The 18,035-nt window shown below is 62.7% G+C and carries 16 protein-coding genes; 8 read left to right on the top strand and 8 right to left on the bottom strand.

The window, feature by feature from the left end; all coding sequences use genetic code 11:
• Positions 1 to 75: 75 nt before the first annotated feature.
• The 8 genes from Q8Z05_RS07950 to dnaA all read right to left on the bottom strand — a co-directional run bounded on the left by Q8Z05_RS07950 (position 76) and on the right by dnaA (position 11,892).
• Positions 76 to 747, bottom strand: a complete 672-nt coding sequence (locus tag Q8Z05_RS07950) for a DUF3566 domain-containing protein (RefSeq protein WP_305942929.1) — start codon at positions 745 to 747, stop codon at positions 76 to 78.
• Positions 744 to 3,452, bottom strand: coding sequence for a DNA gyrase subunit A (gyrA, locus tag Q8Z05_RS07945; RefSeq protein ID WP_305942928.1), 2,709 nt, complete (start codon positions 3,450 to 3,452; stop codon positions 744 to 746). The genes Q8Z05_RS07950 and gyrA overlap by 4 nt, the downstream gene beginning before the upstream one ends.
• A 65-nt stretch (positions 3,453 to 3,517) precedes the next feature.
• Positions 3,518 to 5,608, bottom strand: a complete 2,091-nt coding sequence (gene gyrB / locus Q8Z05_RS07940) for a DNA topoisomerase (ATP-hydrolyzing) subunit B (protein WP_305942927.1) — start codon at positions 5,606 to 5,608, stop codon at positions 3,518 to 3,520.
• A gap of 412 nt (positions 5,609 to 6,020) precedes the next feature.
• The gene (locus tag Q8Z05_RS07935) at positions 6,021 to 6,578 is read right to left on the bottom strand and encodes a DUF721 domain-containing protein (RefSeq protein WP_305942926.1); all 558 of its coding nucleotides are present in this window, start codon (positions 6,576 to 6,578) and stop codon (positions 6,021 to 6,023) included.
• Positions 6,575 to 7,780, bottom strand: a complete 1,206-nt coding sequence (gene recF, locus Q8Z05_RS07930) for a DNA replication/repair protein RecF (protein WP_305942925.1) — start codon at positions 7,778 to 7,780, stop codon at positions 6,575 to 6,577. Before recF ends, Q8Z05_RS07935 begins: the two co-directional genes overlap by 4 nt.
• 36 nt (positions 7,781 to 7,816) lie before the next feature.
• On the bottom strand, positions 7,817 to 8,701 hold the full coding sequence (gnd, locus tag Q8Z05_RS07925) for a phosphogluconate dehydrogenase (NAD(+)-dependent, decarboxylating) (protein ID WP_305942924.1): 885 nt from the start codon (positions 8,699 to 8,701) through the stop codon (positions 7,817 to 7,819).
• 107 nt (positions 8,702 to 8,808) lie between these two features.
• Complete coding sequence (gene dnaN, locus Q8Z05_RS07920) at positions 8,809 to 9,933, bottom strand: DNA polymerase III subunit beta (RefSeq protein WP_305942923.1); 1,125 nt, start codon at positions 9,931 to 9,933, stop codon at positions 8,809 to 8,811.
• 537 nt (positions 9,934 to 10,470) lie between these two features.
• Positions 10,471 to 11,892 carry a chromosomal replication initiator protein DnaA gene (gene dnaA / locus Q8Z05_RS07915; RefSeq protein WP_043479795.1) on the bottom strand — a complete coding sequence of 474 codons (1,422 nt, stop codon included), beginning with the start codon at positions 11,890 to 11,892 and terminating at the stop codon, positions 10,471 to 10,473.
• Between the two features lie 466 nt (positions 11,893 to 12,358).
• Here dnaA and rpmH point away from each other — a divergent pair, with 466 nt between their 5' ends.
• From rpmH to Q8Z05_RS07875, 8 genes are all read left to right on the top strand, one after another.
• Positions 12,359 to 12,496, top strand: coding sequence for a 50S ribosomal protein L34 (rpmH, locus tag Q8Z05_RS07910; protein WP_003800212.1), 138 nt, complete (start codon positions 12,359 to 12,361; stop codon positions 12,494 to 12,496).
• 42 nt (positions 12,497 to 12,538) lie between these two features.
• The gene (gene rnpA / locus Q8Z05_RS07905) at positions 12,539 to 12,949 is read left to right on the top strand and encodes a ribonuclease P protein component (RefSeq protein ID WP_305943507.1); all 411 of its coding nucleotides are present in this window, start codon (positions 12,539 to 12,541) and stop codon (positions 12,947 to 12,949) included.
• Positions 12,942 to 13,337, top strand: coding sequence for a membrane protein insertion efficiency factor YidD (gene yidD / locus Q8Z05_RS07900; protein ID WP_305942922.1), 396 nt, complete (start codon positions 12,942 to 12,944; stop codon positions 13,335 to 13,337). The genes rnpA and yidD overlap by 8 nt, the downstream gene beginning before the upstream one ends.
• A gap of 16 nt (positions 13,338 to 13,353) precedes the next feature.
• The gene (yidC, locus tag Q8Z05_RS07895) at positions 13,354 to 14,328 is read left to right on the top strand and encodes a membrane protein insertase YidC (RefSeq protein ID WP_305942921.1); all 975 of its coding nucleotides are present in this window, start codon (positions 13,354 to 13,356) and stop codon (positions 14,326 to 14,328) included.
• Entirely contained in the window at positions 14,328 to 14,894 is a 567-nt protein-coding gene (locus Q8Z05_RS07890; protein WP_305942920.1) for a Jag family protein, read from the top strand. The genes yidC and Q8Z05_RS07890 overlap by 1 nt, the downstream gene beginning before the upstream one ends.
• A gap of 19 nt (positions 14,895 to 14,913) precedes the next feature.
• Positions 14,914 to 15,564, top strand: a complete 651-nt coding sequence (rsmG, locus tag Q8Z05_RS07885) for a 16S rRNA (guanine(527)-N(7))-methyltransferase RsmG (RefSeq protein WP_305942919.1) — start codon at positions 14,914 to 14,916, stop codon at positions 15,562 to 15,564.
• Positions 15,565 to 15,651: 87 nt separating this feature from the next.
• Positions 15,652 to 16,719: a ParA family protein gene (locus Q8Z05_RS07880; protein WP_305942918.1), complete on the top strand. Its 1,068-nt coding sequence runs from the start codon at positions 15,652 to 15,654 to the stop codon at positions 16,717 to 16,719.
• Positions 16,720 to 16,784: 65 nt separating this feature from the next.
• The gene (locus Q8Z05_RS07875; RefSeq protein ID WP_305942917.1) at positions 16,785 to 17,954 is read left to right on the top strand and encodes a ParB/RepB/Spo0J family partition protein; all 1,170 of its coding nucleotides are present in this window, start codon (positions 16,785 to 16,787) and stop codon (positions 17,952 to 17,954) included.
• Positions 17,955 to 18,035 lie beyond the last annotated feature (81 nt).

Below are 18,035 nucleotides of genomic sequence, written 5' to 3'. Positions count from 1 at the left end.
TGACTTTACAGCACATCCCGGCCCGATCTCAAATCGAGGCATTTCACCGGGCAAATTCCGGCAAAATTCCGCGGACTAATCGTCCGTCAGGGTCACACCGATGCCGCCCACGAGGGTGGCGGAAATGTTGTAGAGCACCGCCGAGAGCATCGACAGGGCAGTCAGCAGCACCACGTTGACAACCGCAATGATCACCGCGAAGGAAGCCACCTGGCCGAGGGATGCGACCTTCTTCAACTCGAATCCGCCGCCTTCGGAACCTGCCAGCGTGCCCAGCAGGCTGTCCACCTGGTCGAAGATGCCGGTCAGGTCCAGGACGGTCCAGAGGACGATTGCAGCTACGACTGTCACGATGCCGAGGGCAACGGACAGCAGGAACGCCATCTTCAGCACGGACCAGGGGTCCACCTTGCTGACCAGGAGCCGGGCGCGGCGCACTTTCGCCTTCGGTGCCGGCTTGACCAGGCCAGGGGCACCCTGGCCCGGGCGCTGACCCGGAACTCCGGGACGCTGGCCCTGGGGTGCCTGGCCGGGCACACCGGGGCGCTGCCCCTGGGGCGCCTGGCCGGGTCGCTGCCCCTGCGCCGGGCGCTGGCCGGGGACCGTCGGACGCTGTGCCGGGGCACCCGGCGTCGAAGGCCGCTGCTGGGGACGTACGGGGGCGTTCACGCGCGGAGCGGACGCCGGCTGCCTGATCCCGCCGGGAGTGTTGCTGTTCGGCTTGGGATATGAGTCGGAATTACTCACTCGTTACCTCCGGTATTTTCTTCGTCCAGCTCAGCGTTGTCCGATGACTCGTCGGATTCCACGGCCGGTGCTGAATCTGCCTCTGCGGACCCGTTATCTGGTCCGGCACCTTCTGCCAACGTTACGTCATCCCCGGCCGCAGCCGGGCTTTCGGCCGGGTTTTCCGGGTCGGTGGCTTCTGCCTCCTCGCCTTCAAGTCCGCGTTCGCTGTTCCGTGCCACTTCGATGATGCGGTCGTTCTTGTCCGGCTTGGCGAAGATGACGCCCATGGTGTCACGGCCCTTGGCAGGCACACCGGCCACCGAGGAACGGACCACCTTGCCGCCTTCCATGACCACCAGGACTTCGTCCTCTTCCTGGACGATAAGGGCACCCACGAGGTGGCCGCGCTCTTCCTGGTACTTGCCAACCTTGATCCCGAGACCGCCACGGCCCTGGAGGCGATATTCCTCCACCGCGGTCCGCTTGGCGTACCCGCCCTCAGTGACGATGAAGACGAACGAGCCGTCCTTGACGACGTCGGCCGCCAGCAGTTCATCGTCCTCGCGGAACTTCATGCCGGTCACGCCGGAGGTGGCGCGGCCCATGGGGCGCAGCGCATCGTCCGTGGCCGTGAAGCGGATGGACTGGCCCATCCGTGAGACCAGCATCAGGTCGTCCGTTTCCGAGACCAGCTGGGCGGAGACAAGTTCGTCGCCGTCACGCAGGTTGATCGCAATCACACCGGCGGAGCGGTTGGTGTCGTAATCCTCCAAGCGGGTCTTCTTGACCAGGCCGCGCTTGGTGGCCAGCACCAGGTAGGGGGCATGCTGGTAGTCGCGGAGGTCCAGTACCTGGGCGATGTGCTCATCCGGCTGGAATGCCAGCAGGTTGGCCACGTGCTGGCCCTTGGCGTCCCGGCCGGCTTCAGCCAGTTCGTAGGCCTTGGCCCGGTAGACGCGGCCCAGGTTGGTGAAGAACAGCAACCAGTGGTGGGTGGTGGTCACGAAGAAGTGCTCCACGACGTCGTCCCCGCGCAGCTGGGCTCCCTTGATGCCCTTGCCGCCGCGCTGCTGCGAGCGGTAGTTGTCACTGCGGGTGCGTTTGACGTAGCCGCCACGCGTGATGGTGACCACGATTTCCTCTTCGGGAATGAGGTCTTCCATGGACATGTCGCCGTCGAAGCCCATCAGGATGTGGGTCCTGCGGTCGTCTCCGTGCTTGGCCACGATCTCGGCCAGTTCGGTACTGATGATTTCGCGCTGGCGCTCTTCCGAGGCAAGGATCGAGTTGTACTCGGCGATCAGGGCTTCGAGTTCGGCGTGGCGGTCCTGGATCTTCTGGCGTTCCAGGGCTGCCAGGCGGCGCAGCTGCATGTCCAGGATGGCGCGGGCCTGCAGCTCATCAATGTCCAGCAGCTCCATCAGCCCGTCGCGGGCCGCCTCGGTGGTGTTGGACGCACGGATGAGGGCAATGACCTCATCCAGCATGTCCAGCGCCTTGAGGAGGGCGCGCAGGATGTGCGCCTCCTCTTCTGCCTTGCGCAGGCGGTAGCGGGTCCGGCGTGCGATAACGTCCATCTGGTGCGCCACCCAGTGGCGGATGAAGGCATCCAGGCTGAGTGTCCGCGGCACGCCGTCAACAATCGCGAGCATGTTTGCCGCGAAGTTGTCCTGCAGCTGGGTGTGCTTGTAGAGGTTGTTCAGCACCACCTTGGCCACGGCGTCGCGCTTGAGCACGATCACCAGGCGCTGGCCCGTCCGGCCGGACGTCTCGTCACGGAGGTCGGCGATGCCCGAGATCTTCCCGTCCTTGACCAATTCGGCGATCTTGATGGCCAGATTGTCCGGGTTGGCCTGGTACGGCAGTTCGGTGACCACCAGGCAGGTGCGGCCCTGGAGCTCCTCCACGTTGACCACGGCACGCATGGTGATGGAGCCGCGTCCGGTCCGGTAGGCGTCCTCGATGCCCTTGTGGCCCAGGATCTGCGCACCGGTGGGGAAATCCGGTCCCTTGATGCGCAGCAGGAGCTCTTCCAGCAGCTCTTCACGGCTGGCCGTCGGGTTGGACAGGTACCACTGCACGCCGTCCGCCACCTCACGAAGGTTGTGCGGCGGAATGTTGGTGGCCATGCCGACGGCGATGCCCGAGGAGCCGTTGACCAGCAGGTTGGGGAACCGCGCCGGCAGGATGGTGGGTTCCTGGTTCTTGCCGTCGTAGTTGTCCTGGAAATCGACGGTTTCCTCGTCGATGTCGCGGACCATCTCCATGGCAAGCGGTGCCATTTTTGTTTCGGTGTACCGCGGGGCTGCTGCGCCGTCGTTGCCGGGCGAGCCGAAGTTGCCCTGCCCGAGCGCCAGCGGGTAGCGCATGGTCCAGTCCTGGATCAGACGAACCAGGGCATCGTAGATGGCAGTGTCACCGTGCGGGTGGTACTGGCCCATGACTTCGCCCACCACACGGGCGCACTTGTTGAAGGAGCGGTCCGGGCGGTAGCCGCCGTCGAACATGGCGTAGAGAACGCGGCGGTGGACGGGCTTGAGTCCGTCACGGACGTCCGGCAGCGCGCGGCCCACGATAACGGCCATGGCGTAGTCGAGGTAGGAGCGCTGCATTTCCGTCTGCAGGTCCACCTGTTCCACGCGGTCGACCAGCACGTCGCCCTCCAGGACGGGCTCGACGGGACCGGCGGAGTCGCCGGGAACCTCGGGTGTTTCGTCACTCATTGTCTATATTTTCCGTTTCAGGTATATGTCAGTTTAGGAATATTTAGGGCGCCTACCAGCGCCTACTAGATATCCAGGAACCTGACATCCTTGGCGTTCTGCTGGATGAAGTTTCGGCGGGATTCAACGTCCTCGCCCATCAGCACGGTGAAGATCTGGTCCGCAGCGAGGGCATCGTCCATGGTCACCTGGAGGAGCGTCCGGTGGTCCGGGTCCATGGTGGTGTCCCACAGTTCCGTGTAGTCCATCTCGCCAAGGCCCTTGTAGCGCTGGATACCGTTGTCCTTCGGAATCCGGCGCCCGGCGGCCTGGCCGGCCACAAGCCGGGCGTCGCGTTCACGGTCGCTGTAGACGTAATCATGCGGAGCGTTGGACCACTTGATGCGGTACAGCGGCGGCTGCGCCAGGTACACATAGCCGTTCTCAATCAGCGGGCGCATGTAGCGGAACAGAAGCGTCATCAAGAGCGTGGTGATGTGCTGACCGTCAACGTCGGCATCGGCCATGAGCACGATCTTGTGGTAACGCAGCTTCGCGAGGTCGAAGTCCTCGCCGATGCCCGTGCCAAAGGCGGTGATCATGGACTGGACCTCGTTGTTGCCGAGTGCCTTGTCCAGCCGGGCCCGCTCAACGTTCAGGATCTTGCCGCGCAGCGGGAGGATGGCCTGGGTCTCCGGGTTGCGGCCGCGCTTCGCCGAACCGCCGGCGGAGTCGCCCTCCACAATGTAGACCTCGCATTTTTCCGGATCCTTGGAGGAGCAGTCTGACAGCTTGCCCGGCATGCCGAAGGACTCCAACGGGCTCTTGCGGCGGGCGTTGTCACGGGCCTTCCGGGCGGCCATCCGGGCCTGCGCTGCGGATATCGCCTTGCGAATGACGTCGCGGGCCGGCCCTGGATTGCGCTCCAGCCAGTCGCCCAGGCCGTCGGTGACCACGCGCTGGACGAAACCCTTGACTTCGGAGTTTCCGAGTTTCGTTTTGGTCTGGCCCTCGAACTGCGGCTCCGCCAGTTTCACGGAAATCACGGCAGTGAGGCCTTCGCGGATGTCATCACCGGTGAGGTTGTCGTCCTTTTCCTTGATGATGTTCTTCTCCCGCGCATAGCGGTTGATCAGCGAAGTCATGGCGGCGCGGAAACCTTCTTCGTGGGTCCCGCCCTCATGGGTGTTGATGGTGTTGGCGTAGGTGTGGACGCTCTCGGAGTACGCATTGGTCCACTGCATCGCCATCTCGAGGGCGATTTTTCGTTCCGTGTCCTCGGTTTCGAAGGCGATGACGTCCTCATGGACCACGTCAACCTTCTTGCCGGAGTTCAGGTGCTTCACGTAGTCCAGCAGGCCGTCGTCGTACTGGTAGACAACCGTCCGGTATTCGGCGGCTACTTCACCTTCGGTGGGAACGGCATCGAGGTCCAGGTCCTCGTCTTCGGCCGTCTCATGCAGACCCTGGCGCTCGTCCGTCAGCGTGATGCGCAGCCCCTTGTTGAGGAACGCCATCTGCTGGAAACGGGCACGGAGGGTCTCGAAGTCGAATTCCGTGCTCTCAAAAATGCCGGCATCCGGGTAGAAGGTCTGGGTGGTGCCTGTCGTGTCCGTCTCTTCACCCTTGACCAGGCTGCCCTGGGGCTTGCCGCCGTCGGCGAAGGACATCCGCCAGACGTGGCCTTGCCGCCGCACTTCGGTGTCCACCCGGCTGGAGAGTGCGTTGACCACGGAGATGCCCACGCCGTGCAGGCCGCCAGAGACGGCGTAGCCGCCGCCGCCGAACTTTCCTCCGGCGTGCAGGATGGTCATGACGACCTCGACCGTGGGCTTGTGCTCGGTGGGGTGCATGTCCACCGGGATACCGCGTCCGTCGTCGACCACTTTGACGCCGCCGTCGGCCTGGAGAACAATCTCAATGTGGGTGCAGTACCCCGCGAGGGCTTCGTCTACGGAGTTGTCCACCACTTCATATACCAGGTGGTGGAGTCCGCGGGGACCCGTGGAACCGATGTACATGCCGGGACGTTTCCGGACAGCTTCAAGTCCTTCAAGGACGGTGATGTCGCTCGCACCGTATTCCTTGCGTTCGGCTGCCTTCGCCGGCGCATCAGTTGTACGGGCATCCTCAGCTGCGGGTTCCACTGCCGGGATATCTGCATTGTCGTTAGCCACAGGCGCTTTCGACTCCTCTGTATTCGTATGGCCGGCCGTCACCGTCTCCGATAGAAGGGGCTCCTGCCAACAGGCACGTCACTGATAACGCCGATTACTTGGTTGACTGGCGGAACCGCGCCCCGACCGCAGGAAAAGCGCCGGAAAACGGACTCAGTCAACGTTTCACCGGCGCCCAGTTATCTACCACGATTCTACCGTGTTGGAGAGCGTAATCCCGCATTCCAAGGCCGCAAACGCGCGGGAATATGGTGCTGGCAGGCCATTGGCTCCGCCTGCAAGGCTCCAGGGGTTATGCCTCTGGGTTCCTATACGGCCACGGGGCATCAGGGCGCCCTACACGCCGTTTGGCCATTTTTCAAGAGTCGCGGGGAGCTGCCGCCGGCATCACGCCCGCCGCCATGGTCCTCCGCTATCCGTAGGTGTCCCGGGGACCGCGCCCGTTGACTGTCCGACCGCCCTTCCGCCAGCTCGGCGCCGCCGGTCCCAGAACCTGGATCTTGGTGACAACGCCCTCGCCCAGTTCGGTGCGGAACTTTTCCAGCAGGCTGAAGCTCAGGAGGCGCAGCTGGGTGGCCCACGCCGTGGAATCGCACCGCACGTGCAGGGTGGTGTCGGTGAAACTCTCCGGGGTGCAGTGTGCCGAAATTTCCGGACCCACCAGCGTGCTCCACTCCGCCATTACCGATCCGACTGCAACCGGGGACGTCCAGCCCCGTTCAGCCACGAGCCGTCCCACCACCTTGCCCAGTCCCAGGGGATCGCGGCCGGTGCCATGGAACTGGGTGAAACCGCGCGTTCCGGCGGCGCTGCGTCCCGGCTTCTTGGCTGCGTTTCCGGGAAGCGGGGACTTCCGGCGGATTTCGCCGCGGGCAGCCGCGGCCTCTCGCATCCGGTTGAGCGCGGCCTGGGGCGCATCGATATCGTCGGGATCACGGCCCGGCTGCAGGCCGCCAGCATCTTTATTCATCGGTTTTCCGACTCATCGATTCCTCCGGGGACCACCTTCACCCGCCGCCCGGCGAGTTCTTCCGGAATATCGGCATCGACGGCGGCGGTCACCAGCACCTGTTCGGCACCGGATACTATTGCCGCCAGTTTACGCCGACGCTGGACGTCGAGCTCGGCAAACACATCGTCAAGGATCAGGATCGGGGCGGACCCGCCGGTACGGGCGTCGTCGAGCATCACGTAATAGGACGCCAGGCGCAGGGAAAGGCACATGGACCACGTTTCGCCGTGGGATGCGTACCCCTTCGCGGGCGCCTCGCCGAGGATGAGCTCAACGTCGTCGCGGTGCGGACCAACGAGGGAGACGCCCCGTTCCAGTTCCTTGCGGCGCGAGGCTGCAAAAGCCTGAACGTAGCGGTCGGCCAGTTCGTCGACGGACAGTTGGCGGAGGTCCTCAACGCGTTCGACGGCGGCGGGTTCCGCAGCGTAGGGTGCCCCGGCGCCGTCGTCGTCCATCATGTCCTGGAGGGTGGACCGATAAATCGCGTCCGCTTCCTTTGACCCGTCGGTCAGCTGGGCGTAGGCCGCCTTGAGGTGGGGACGGATCGTTTCCACCAACGCGAGCCGCGCGTGCAGCAGTTCCGCGCCGGCCCGGGCCATGTGCTGGTCCCACACATCCAGGGTGGCCTCGTGCCCGGCGGTAAACTTCCCGGCCCGGCCGGATTTGAGGAGGGCGTTGCGCTGTTTGAGGACCCGGTCGTAGTCAGTGCGCGTGGCGGCGTGGCGCGGCATCAGGCTGACCAGCAGCTCGTCCAGGAAACGCCGGCGGTTGGAAGGATCTCCCTTCACCAGGGCGAGGTCCTCGGGCGCGAAAAGCACCGTCTGGCAAATACCGAGGATGTCGCGGGCACGGACCGGGTTGCTGCGGTTGATCCGGCCGCGGTTGGCGCGGCTCCCGTTGATTTCCAGCTCCAGCACGGTGGACTGCTCGCCGCAGACCAGCTTGGCCCGGATCAGCGCCCGCTCGGTGCCGAAACGCAACAGCGGAGCATCGGAACTGACCCGGTGTGAACTGAGCGTGGCCAGATACCCGATGGCCTCCATGAGGTTGGTCTTGCCGATGCCGTTGTATCCCACCAGCACCGTCACCCCGGGTTCGAAGGTGAGGTCCACCTGGGCATAACTGCGAAAATCGGTCAGCGAAAGCTTTTCTAGGTACACGCCGTCTTCAGGATTCCCGGACTGCTCAAAATGCCGTTACTTGGCCGGACGGGTGGCATGCCCGCCGAACTGGTGCCGCAGTGCCGACACCATCTTCATGGCCGGGGAGTTGTCCTCGCGGGAGGAGAAACGCGCAAACAACGCCGCTGTGATGGCCGGCGCCGGAACCGCATTGGCAATTGCCTCTTCAACGGTCCAGCGCCCTTCCCCGGAATCCTCGACGTAGTCGTCGATCGAGGCCAGGCCCGGATCCTCGTCCAGGGCCTTGACCATGAGGTCCAGCAGCCAGGAACGCACAACCGTTCCCTTCTGCCAGGCGCGGAAGGTTCCCGGCAGGTCCGTCACGATGTCCTTGGCGGCCAGCAGTTCGTAGCCTTCCGCATACGCCTGCATGAGCCCGTACTCGATGCCGTTGTGCACCATCTTGGCGTAGTGTCCTGCGCCAATTCCGCCAACGTGGACAAAGCTGTCCGCCCGGTCGCCCTCGGGACGGAGTGCATCGAAAGCGGGCATCGCCCGTTCAATATCGGCGGCGTCGCCGCCGGCCATCAATCCGTAACCGTTCTGCAGCCCCCACACACCGCCGGATACTCCGCAGTCGGCGAAGCGGATACCCTTCTCGGCCAGCGCTGCGCCGTGCTTCTGGTCCTCGGTGAAGCGGGAGTTTCCGCCGTCGATCACCAAGTCGCCGGCGTCGAGCTTGGACCCCAGTTCGGTGATCACTGCATCGGTGATTTCACCGGCCGGGACCATGACCCAGATGACACGCGGAGCGGGAACGGCCGCGATGAGTCCGTCCACCGTGGCAACGTCCGTGACGTCAGGGTTGCGGTCGAAGCCGGTGACCTCGATGCCGCCCTTGCGCAGCCTCTCGCGCATGTTGAAACCCATTTTGCCAAGGCCGATCAGTCCGATATGCACGGGAGGAACTCTTTTCTGCGCTGGTGTGGTGGAGGGGCTGCGATGGTGGTCCCAACTGGGTCGCATTAGATGTCGTTTTGGCTGCCCATAACGACATCAGCTGCTACCTAGTTGGGAAGGCGCACCGGCATGACCAGGTATCGGTAATCGTCCTGGTCTTCGCCGTCGGCGTCAGCCTGCGCGGTGATCATGGCCGGCTTGGGCGCGGTGGTGAACGAGAACCGGACGAACTTCGTCTCAATCACGCTCAGGCCTTCAATGAGGTAGTGCGGGTTGAAAGCAACCGTGATTTCATCGCCGGTGAGCTGTGCTTCCAGTTCCTCCGAAGCCTGGGCGTCCTCGCCGGTGCCTGCGTCGAGGTGGAGCTGGCCTTCAGTGAACGCCAGCCGGACCGGCGTGTTGCGTTCGGCGACGAGTGATACGCGCCGGACGGCCTCGACCAGTTCCTGCGTTTGCACCGTGGCGTGGATCGGGGTGGCGTCCGGGAACAGTGAACGGATTTTAGGGTAGTCGCCGTCCACCAGCAGGGAGGTGGTGGTACGTCCGCCGCTTTCGAAGCCGATCAGCCGGCTGTCATCATCCGCCAGTGCCAGATTGATGTCGCCGCTGTTGCCGAGTGTCTTGGCAACTTCGTTGAGCGTTTTCGCTTTGACCAGGGCGCTGGTGGAGATGCCGGGGGTGACGGGCTTCCAGGGTACTTCGCGCATGGCCAGCCGGTAGCGGTCCGTGGCCAGGAGGGTGATGAGGTCGTCCTCGATCTCCATCCGGACGCCGGTCAGGATCGGCAGGGTGTCGTCCTTGCTGGCAGCGATGATCACCTGGGATACGGCCTGGGCGAAGGAATCGCCCGGAACTGTTCCGCTGATGGTGGGCAGGGCCGGCAACGGAGGGTATTCGGCTTCGGGCATGGTGGCCAGGTGGAAGCTGCTGCGGCGGCAGGTGAGCGTGACTTTGTTGCCGTCGGTTTCGACGTCGACGGGTGCGGACGGCAGGCTGCGGCAGATGTCAGCCAGAAGACGTCCGGAAACCAGGATGGTGCCCTCAACGCTGATGTCAGCCGGGATTTCAAGGCGGGCCGAGGTTTCGTAGTCAAAACTCGAGAGGCTTACTGTGCCGGCTTCGGCCTTGAGGAGGAGCCCGGAAAGCACCGGAACGGGCGGCCGCGGAGACAACGACCGGGCGGTCCATGTGACGGCTTCCGCCAGGACGTCCCGTTCGACTCTGAACTTCACGGAAGGGTGCCGCCTTTCATTGCTGCTGCCATTTTCTGAACGGGAACTCCCGCAGGGAGTTCGCAAAACCTTTGCCCCCGGACACCGGAACCTGCATGGTCCGCGCTTGCTGAACCACAAACAGACCCAAGGATGGGAGCGCTGCTGACAGCTTAGCCGGAAGATACAGGTTTTCCCCATCTCCGGCAGGGACGCTGGCCCTTTCGGGCCGAGGCCCCGAGGCTGTGTGCGGCAGGGAACGAGATTGTTGTTTGAGGGAATTTCAATTTTTTGGGATTAGTAGTGTTAATAACTGCTGTGGAAACTGTGGATAACCCTGTTTCACGGCACGATCCCGCGGTTAAGCCCTGTTCATCCGTTGTGGGTGAAGCAGGTTTTAAACAGGGTGTGGATGGGGACAACTTTTTGGGCCGTTTCGCTGATCCACAGATGCCTTAAGGGTTTTAAGCCCATTAACCGCGGTTGTCCCCTTAACTATCCACAGGCTTATCCACATGCCCCTGTTAATAAGGTAAGGAGGCGGGCGGGAAGCCGGGCTTAGGAATCCCGCTGCTGCTGCTTGATGCGGTTGGTCAGCTCCGTAACCTGGTTGTAGATCACACGGCGCTCGGCCATCAGCTCACGGATCTTGCGGTCTGCGTGGATCACCGTGGTGTGGTCGCGGCCGCCGAGCTCCTGCCCGATCTTGGGAAGCGACATGTCCGTCAGTTCGCGGCACAGGTACATGGCGATCTGGCGGGCGGTCACCAGCGTGCGCGTCCGGGACTTGCTGCAGAGCTCTTCCATGCTGAGCTTGAAGTAGTCCGCCGTCTGGGTCAGGATCTGCGCCGAGGTGATCTCCTGTGCGCCGTCGTCCGTGATCAGGTCCTTGAGCACCATTTCGGCCAGGGCAACATCCACCGGCTGGCGGTTCAGGCTGGCGAAGGCGGTGACGCGGATAAGGGCGCCTTCAAGTTCGCGGATGTTGCTGGAAATCTTCGACGCAATGTACTCCAGTGCGTCGTCCGGAGCTGAGAGGCCTTCGCTGAGGGCCTTCTTGCGGAGGATCGCGATCCGGGTTTCCAATTCCGGCGGCTGGATGTCGGTCAGCAGGCCCCATTCGAAGCGGGACTTCATCCGGTCCTCGAATCCTGCGAGCAGCTTGGGCGGCTGGTCGGAGGTGATGACAACCTGCTTGTTGTTGTTGTGGAGCGCGTTGAAGGTGTGGAAGAACTCCTCCAGCGTCCGGTCCTTGCCGGCCAGGAACTGGATGTCATCGATCAGCAGGACATCCACGTTCCGGTACGTGGTCTTGAAGCTGGTGCCCTCGTCATCGCGGATGGAGTTGATGAAGTCGTTGGTGAATTCCTCGGAGTTCACGTAGCGGACCCGGATGCCGCTGTAGAGCCGGCGGGCGTAGTGACCGATGGCGTGCAGCAGGTGGGTCTTGCCCAGGCCGGAATCCCCGTAGATGAACAGCGGGTTGTAGGCCTTGGCCGGAGCCTCGGCGACGGCGACGGCGGCCGCGTGGGCGAACCGGTTCGATGAACCAATCACGAAGGTGTCGAACACATACTTCGGGTTCAGCCGGCCGAACTCGTGGGAAGTGCTCGGCAGCATGGGCTGCGGCTTCTGTTCCACGGTGGGGTCAGTCGCCAGGGAAAGTTCGACGGCGGGCTCCGGCTCCGTGTGCAGGGGCACCAGATCGGTGTCGACGTCGATGGCGCACCGGATGTCGTCGGAGAAAACGTTGTGCAGGGCGTCGTCAAGGGCTTCCTTGACCTGGGTCTGCAGTACTTCGCGGGTGAGTTCGTTGGGCACGGCCACCAGCAGCGTGGAACCGATCAGTCCCTGCGCCTGGGCGAGGATGACGAAGCCGCGCTGCCGGGGTGAAACCCGGTGGTCCTGCTCCAAAAGGCTCACAACCCGCCGCCAGGAACTTCCGACAGTATTCGCGTGGTTGGCTTCGTCTACTGTCATCAATCAGTTCCTCAAACTTGCTTGCCTGCATTACCTGCAGCCACAAGCTGAACCAGACGTGCTGGTTCGGGCTTAATCCACAGGGTTATGCACAGAGCGTGGATAATCGGCTACTGAGCCACTCTAGGGGATGAAAAGCCTAGAAGATAGCTGGGTTCAGCCTTGTGGATAATTACACTGTTGTGGTTCTAAAACGGGGCCTGTGAGCCACTTCATCCACAGGCTGTGGGCAGGGGTTAACCACAGCCGGTGCAGGGCAGTGAGAGTCAGCCCGGTTTGACGAGGGGACGCTTTTTGGCCTAACGTTGTGAAGTCCTTTGTGTCCGCTTTTCGACCTCATTTGAATCTCTCTGACGTTCTGCGTCCTACGAGCCGAGGGCAGCGTGCATATACAAAACTTAGCGTCGGCCAGTTCTTCCCCTTTTTGATCGGGTGGGCGCACCTTTGATCCACTGGAGTAACTAACGTGAGCAAGCGGACTTTTCAGCCGAATAACCGCCGTCGAGCCAAGAAGCACGGCTTCCGCCTTCGTATGCGTACCCGTGCCGGCCGTGCCATCCTGGCAGCCCGTCGTGGCAAGGGCCGCACCGAACTGTCGGCCTAAATACACTGACTCGTCGGTCAACATCCCTTTGCGAGTTTGACGGTGCTAGCCACCAGGAACCGTCTGAGGACATCAACCGATTTTTCAACAACTGTACGTTCCGGCGTCCGCAATGGACGCCGGAACGTAGTGTTATATACGGTAGCTATTGCTGCTGACGAACCAAGCCGGATCGGATTCATCGTTTCCAAGAGTGTTGGGAACGCTGTTGTCAGGAACCTCGTTAAGAGGAGACTGAGGGAAGCCGGTGCTTTGTCGTTGCAGGAATACGGTACCGGGTTCGCCATTGTGGTCCGGGCACTGCCTGCGGCCTCGTCTGCCAGCTGGGACCAACTGCTGGCGGACTACAACGCCGCTCTGGAAACGACCATGAAACGGCTGGGCGGCCGCCTTCCTCGGGCCGCGTCAGCGGTTTCACGGCAAACAACACAGGAAGGGACACCGCGTGCGTAACTCCATAGCCGCCGTCGTCCGCTTCTTCAAACTGGCAGCGGCCCTGGTGGGCAAGACGCTCTGGAACCTGCCCCGCAACTTTCTCATTCTGCTGCTGATGGCCTACCGCAAGGTGATTTCGCCCTTGTACGGCCAGGTCTGCCGCTTCTTTCCTTCGTGCTCGGCCTACGCCCTCGAAGCGATCACGGTGCACGGTGCCGTTAAAGGAAGCTGGCTGGCAGTCCGGCGCCTGGCGCGCTGCCATCCCTGGAACGCCGGCGGCGTGGACCACGTCCCCGCCGGTCACCGCCACTGGCCTGAACGCCAGACCCCCACAATTGTTGTACTGAACAACCCGGACAAGTACCTGGCTGCGCAGTCTGATGGAGAAGGCCGCACTGCGGCCTAACGAATAGGGATATCGTATGGACTTCTTTGAAACAATCATGTTTCCGTTCAAGTGGCTTGTTTCCATCATCATGGTGGGCTTCCACGAGGGCCTGAGCAGCATCGGCCTGCCGGAGGCTTCCGGCTGGACGTGGACCCTGTCCATCATCGGGCTGGTGCTGGTGATCCGTGCCGCCCTGATTCCCGTGTTCGTCAAGCAGATTAAGGCCCAGCGCGGCATGCAGCTGCTGCAGCCTGACCTGAAGAAGCTCCAGGATAAGTACAAGGGCAAGACCGACCAGCTTTCCCGCCAGGCCATGGCTCAGGAACAGATGGCCATGTACAAGAAGCACGGCACCAACCCGTTCTCGGCCTGCCTGCCCATGCTGATCCAGATGCCGTTCTTCTTCGCACTGTTCACCGTGCTCTCCGGCATCAGCACGGCCCGTGACAAGGGCCTCGGCATCGGGGCGATGAGCCACGATCAGGTAGTTCAGTTTGATGAGTCCACCATCTTCGGGGCAACGCTCTCCGCATCGCTGCTGCACGGTGGCGAGGGAAACCTGACTTCCGTATGGATCCTGTCCATCGTGATGATCCTTGCCATGACGGCCTCGCAGTTCATCACGCAGAAGCAGATCATGGCCAAGAACATGTCCGAAGAGGCCATGGCCAGCCCGTTCATGCGCCAGCAGAAGATGATGCTCTACATTCTGCCGATCGTCTTCGGCGTGGGCGGCATCAACTTCCCGATCGGTGTCCTCATCTACTGGACCACCACCAACCTCTGGACCATGGCACAGCAGTTCTTCGTCATCCGCCGCATGCCGACGCCGGGATCCCCCGCCGCCAAGGCCCTCGCCGAACGCCGTGCCGCCAAGGGCCTTCCGGCCCTGCCCATCCTGGGAGGCAAGAAGGCCGATGTCGAGGCTGAAGCCGCCGCCGCTGCCGCGGTCGCCGAGGCCAAGAGCCAGCGCATCCAGCCACAACGCAAGAACAGGAAGAAGAAGTAATGTCTGTCGATAGCACCGAAAACGCCGTTTCCGCCGAGGCCATTGAAGACCAGGACGACGCCGGGGATGAGACCCGGGATTCGGACAAAGGTTCATCCGCGAGCCGGCTGGAAGAAGAAGGCGACGTCGCAGCAGATTACCTTGAGGAACTGCTGGACATTGCCGACATCGACGGCGACATCGACATTGAGGTCCGCAACGGACGGACCTACATTTCCATCGTGGCCGAGGAAGAGTCCGCAGGACTCGAAAGCCTGGTTGGCCGGGACGGCGAGGTGCTGGAGGCCCTGCAGGAGCTGACCCGACTCTCGGTCCTTTCCGCCACGGAGAACCGTTCCCGTCTGGTGCTGGACATCAACGGGTACCGCCAGGAGCGCGCGGGCCACCTGCAGAAGATTGCAGAGGACGCTGTCGCCTCCGTGAAGGAGTCCGGAAACGCTGTCGCACTGGAGCCGATGAGCGCTTACGAGCGGAAGATCGTCCACGATGCCGTGGCCGACCTTGGCTTCGTCAGCGAATCTGAAGGCGAAGGTGCCGGGAGGCACATCGTTGTCTCCGCAGACTGAAGACGCCGGGACGCGGACAATGGTTGAAATTACTGCTGCGGAGCTCAGGGCAGCCGAGGCCATCTTTGGTGATCGGCTCGAGCTCGCCAAACGTTACGTGGAACACCTGGCTACATCCGGTACAGAGCGCGGCCTGATCGGCCCCCGCGAGATACCGCGGCTGTGGAGCCGGCATGTGCTGAACTGTGCCGTGATCGAGCGGGAAATCGCCCCGGGCAGCCACGTCGCGGATGTTGGGAGCGGCGCCGGTCTGCCGGGGCTGTGCCTGGCCATCGCACGGCCCGACCTTGAGCTGACCCTGATCGAACCGCTGGAACGCAGGGTGATCTGGCTTCAGGAGGTTGTGGACGATCTCGGGCTGAGCAACGTGACGGTGATGCGGACCCGCGCTGAACTGGCCGTGGGCATGGTGAATGCCGACGTTGTCACCGCCCGGGCCGTTTCCGCGCTGTCCAACCTTGCCGGGCTGACCATCCCCCTGCTTGCGGGGAAGGGCGAGGTTGTGGCGATCAAGGGCCGCAGTGCCGGTGAAGAGATCGAGAAGGCGGCCAAGGCCATCCGCAAGCTTGGTGGCGTGCAGACTTCTGTGGTGGTGGTCGGCGAGGATCTCCTTGAGGAACCCACCACTGTGGTCCGAATCATCGTTAATAAGACGCAAAAGATTGCCTAGCCTCTGGCCCGGTGCCACAGGACTTTTGGGGGAAGCGGTTAGGCTAGTGAACGGCAGAAAAAGCCGAATGAGAGTGAGTGTGTCACAGTGACCAGTAGCGAAGCCTCCACACAGCGGATACCCCCGTTCGTGTCCCTGGGGTCCGCGCGGGCCATGGTCGCGCCCTCCATCGCGCCGACCGATGCGTGGAATCACCTGAACTCGGTTGCGAGCCGCTCCAAGTCGGCTGCGGTTTCACGTGAAACTGGTGCCTCGGTCTCCGGAAATGTCATGGACTCGATCGACGACTCCAGCCCGATCGCCCGCGACCTGGCCCACGAAAACAGGCGCCGGGAACGATTGATCGGCCGGCAGCTTCCGAAGCCGGAGAAGACCCGCGTCTTCACGGTTTCGAACCAGAAGGGCGGGGTTGGTAAGACAACCACCACCGTCAATATTGCAGCCGCCCTCGCTGCCGCCGGACTGAACGTCATGGTCATTGACATTGACCCCCAGGGCAACGCCTCCACAGCCCTGGGCATTGAACACCATGCGGACGTGGACAGCATCTACGATGTCCTGATCAACGACGTGCCGCTCAAAGACGTCGTGGCCCAGTGCCCCGATATCGACAACCTGATCTGCGCGCCGGCCACCATTCACCTGGCCGGCGCCGAAATCGAACTGGTGTCCCTTGTGGCCCGGGAGCAGCGACTCCGCCGCGCCATCGACGTCTACGCCAAGGAACGCCAGAAGGCCGGCGAACCGCGCCTTGACTACATCTTCATTGACTGCCCGCCGAGCCTCGGCCTGCTGACGGTCAACGCCTTCTGCGCCGCCAGCGAAGTGCTGATCCCCATCCAGTGCGAGTACTACGCACTGGAAGGCCTCAGCCAGCTGCTGAAAAACATTGAGATGATCCAGAAGCACCTCAACGCCGAGCTGGTTGTGTCCACCATTCTTCTCACCATGTACGACGGCCGCACTAACCTTGCCGCGCAGGTGGCTGCCGAAGTCCGCCAGCACTTCCCGGACCAGGTCCTTGGCGCCGTCGTCCCGCGCTCCGTGAGGATCTCCGAGGCGCCCAGCTACCAGCAGACTGTGATGACCTACGATCCGTCCTCCAGCGGAGCACTCTCCTACTTGGAAGCCGCAGCGGAAATCGCTGAACGTTAGAATTTTCAACAATTGCACTAGCCAGAGTCGGGTATGCCGGACTCTTCCATTGGAGGGATTTACCTATGAGCGATAAGCGACGCGGCCTCGGTCGTGGTCTTGGCGCACTCATTCCAAGTTCCGCTCCGGCTAACGCTTCCGGCAATGGTGCAGCGCCTTCACGGCCAGTGGACCTGTTTTTTCCGGAAGCCAGGAAGACGCCCACGAACGCAGCGGCGGCTGTCATCGATGACGACGCAGCTCCGTCGCCGTCCAGTGCAGCCAAGAAGCCCGCCAGCACGGTGACGCCTTCCGAAACGAAGACGCCCGCCCGGAAACCGGCAGCCAAGACAATCGAGTCGGACAAAACCGAAGAGAACGGTGCCGGTTCAGCTCGGACGGTTGCAACCACAGACGCTCTCCCGGAACTCGTGGAAGTTCCCGGTGTCAGGTTCGCTGAAATTCCGGTGGGCGACATCCACCCCAACCGCAAACAGCCGCGTTCCGTCTTCGACGAGGACGACATGGCGGAGCTCATTCACTCTGTTCGTGAAATAGGTGTCCTCCAGCCAATTGTGGTCCGTACGTCAACCGAAAAAGGTGGCGAACCCTTCGAGCTCGTCATGGGTGAGCGCCGCTGGCGGGCCGTGCAGGCTGCAGGGCTTGAAACTATCCCGGCAATTGTCCGGGACACCACTGACGATGACCTGCTTCGGGATGCACTGCTTGAAAACCTTCACCGCAGCCAGCTGAACCCACTTGAAGAAGCTGCTGCCTACCAGCAGCTGCTGGAAGACTTCGGCACGACGCATGAGCAGCTTGCCGACCGTATCGGCCGGTCGCGGCCCCAGGTCTCGAATACGCTGCGACTGCTCAAGCTGCCGCCGTTGGTGCAGCGTAGGGTGGCTGCAAGCGTTCTGTCGGCAGGTCACGCCCGCGCGCTTCTTGCGCTGCCCGATGCGGCGGCGATGGAACGCCTGGCACAGAAGATCGTTGCAGAGGGAATGTCGGTTCGGGCAACTGAGGAAGCCGTAACGCTTTACCAGAGCCCGGGTGCGCCGGCTAAGAGCAACGTCCCCCGCCCGGGTGCCCGTCATGAGCGCTTGGACTACCTTGCGTCTTCCTTGTCGGATCGGTTGGATACCAACGTAAAGATCTCGCTCGGCGCCCGGAAGGGCCGCGTCAGTATCGAGTTCGCCAGCGTGGAGGATTTGAACCGGATCATGGACGTACTGACACCGGGTGCGGAGAACTGAGTATCTTTTACGCTTAAGCGGGGCCTGTTTCACGTGAAACAGGCCCCGCTTCTTTGTACCCGCCGCGCTTACTTTATGGCA

This window comes from Arthrobacter oryzae (assembly GCF_030718995.1).
Taxonomy (GTDB): Bacteria; Actinomycetota; Actinomycetes; order Actinomycetales; family Micrococcaceae; genus Arthrobacter; species Arthrobacter oryzae_C.
Note: the sequence above shows the minus strand (reverse complement) of the source record. Positions and strands in the feature narration are given on the sequence as shown.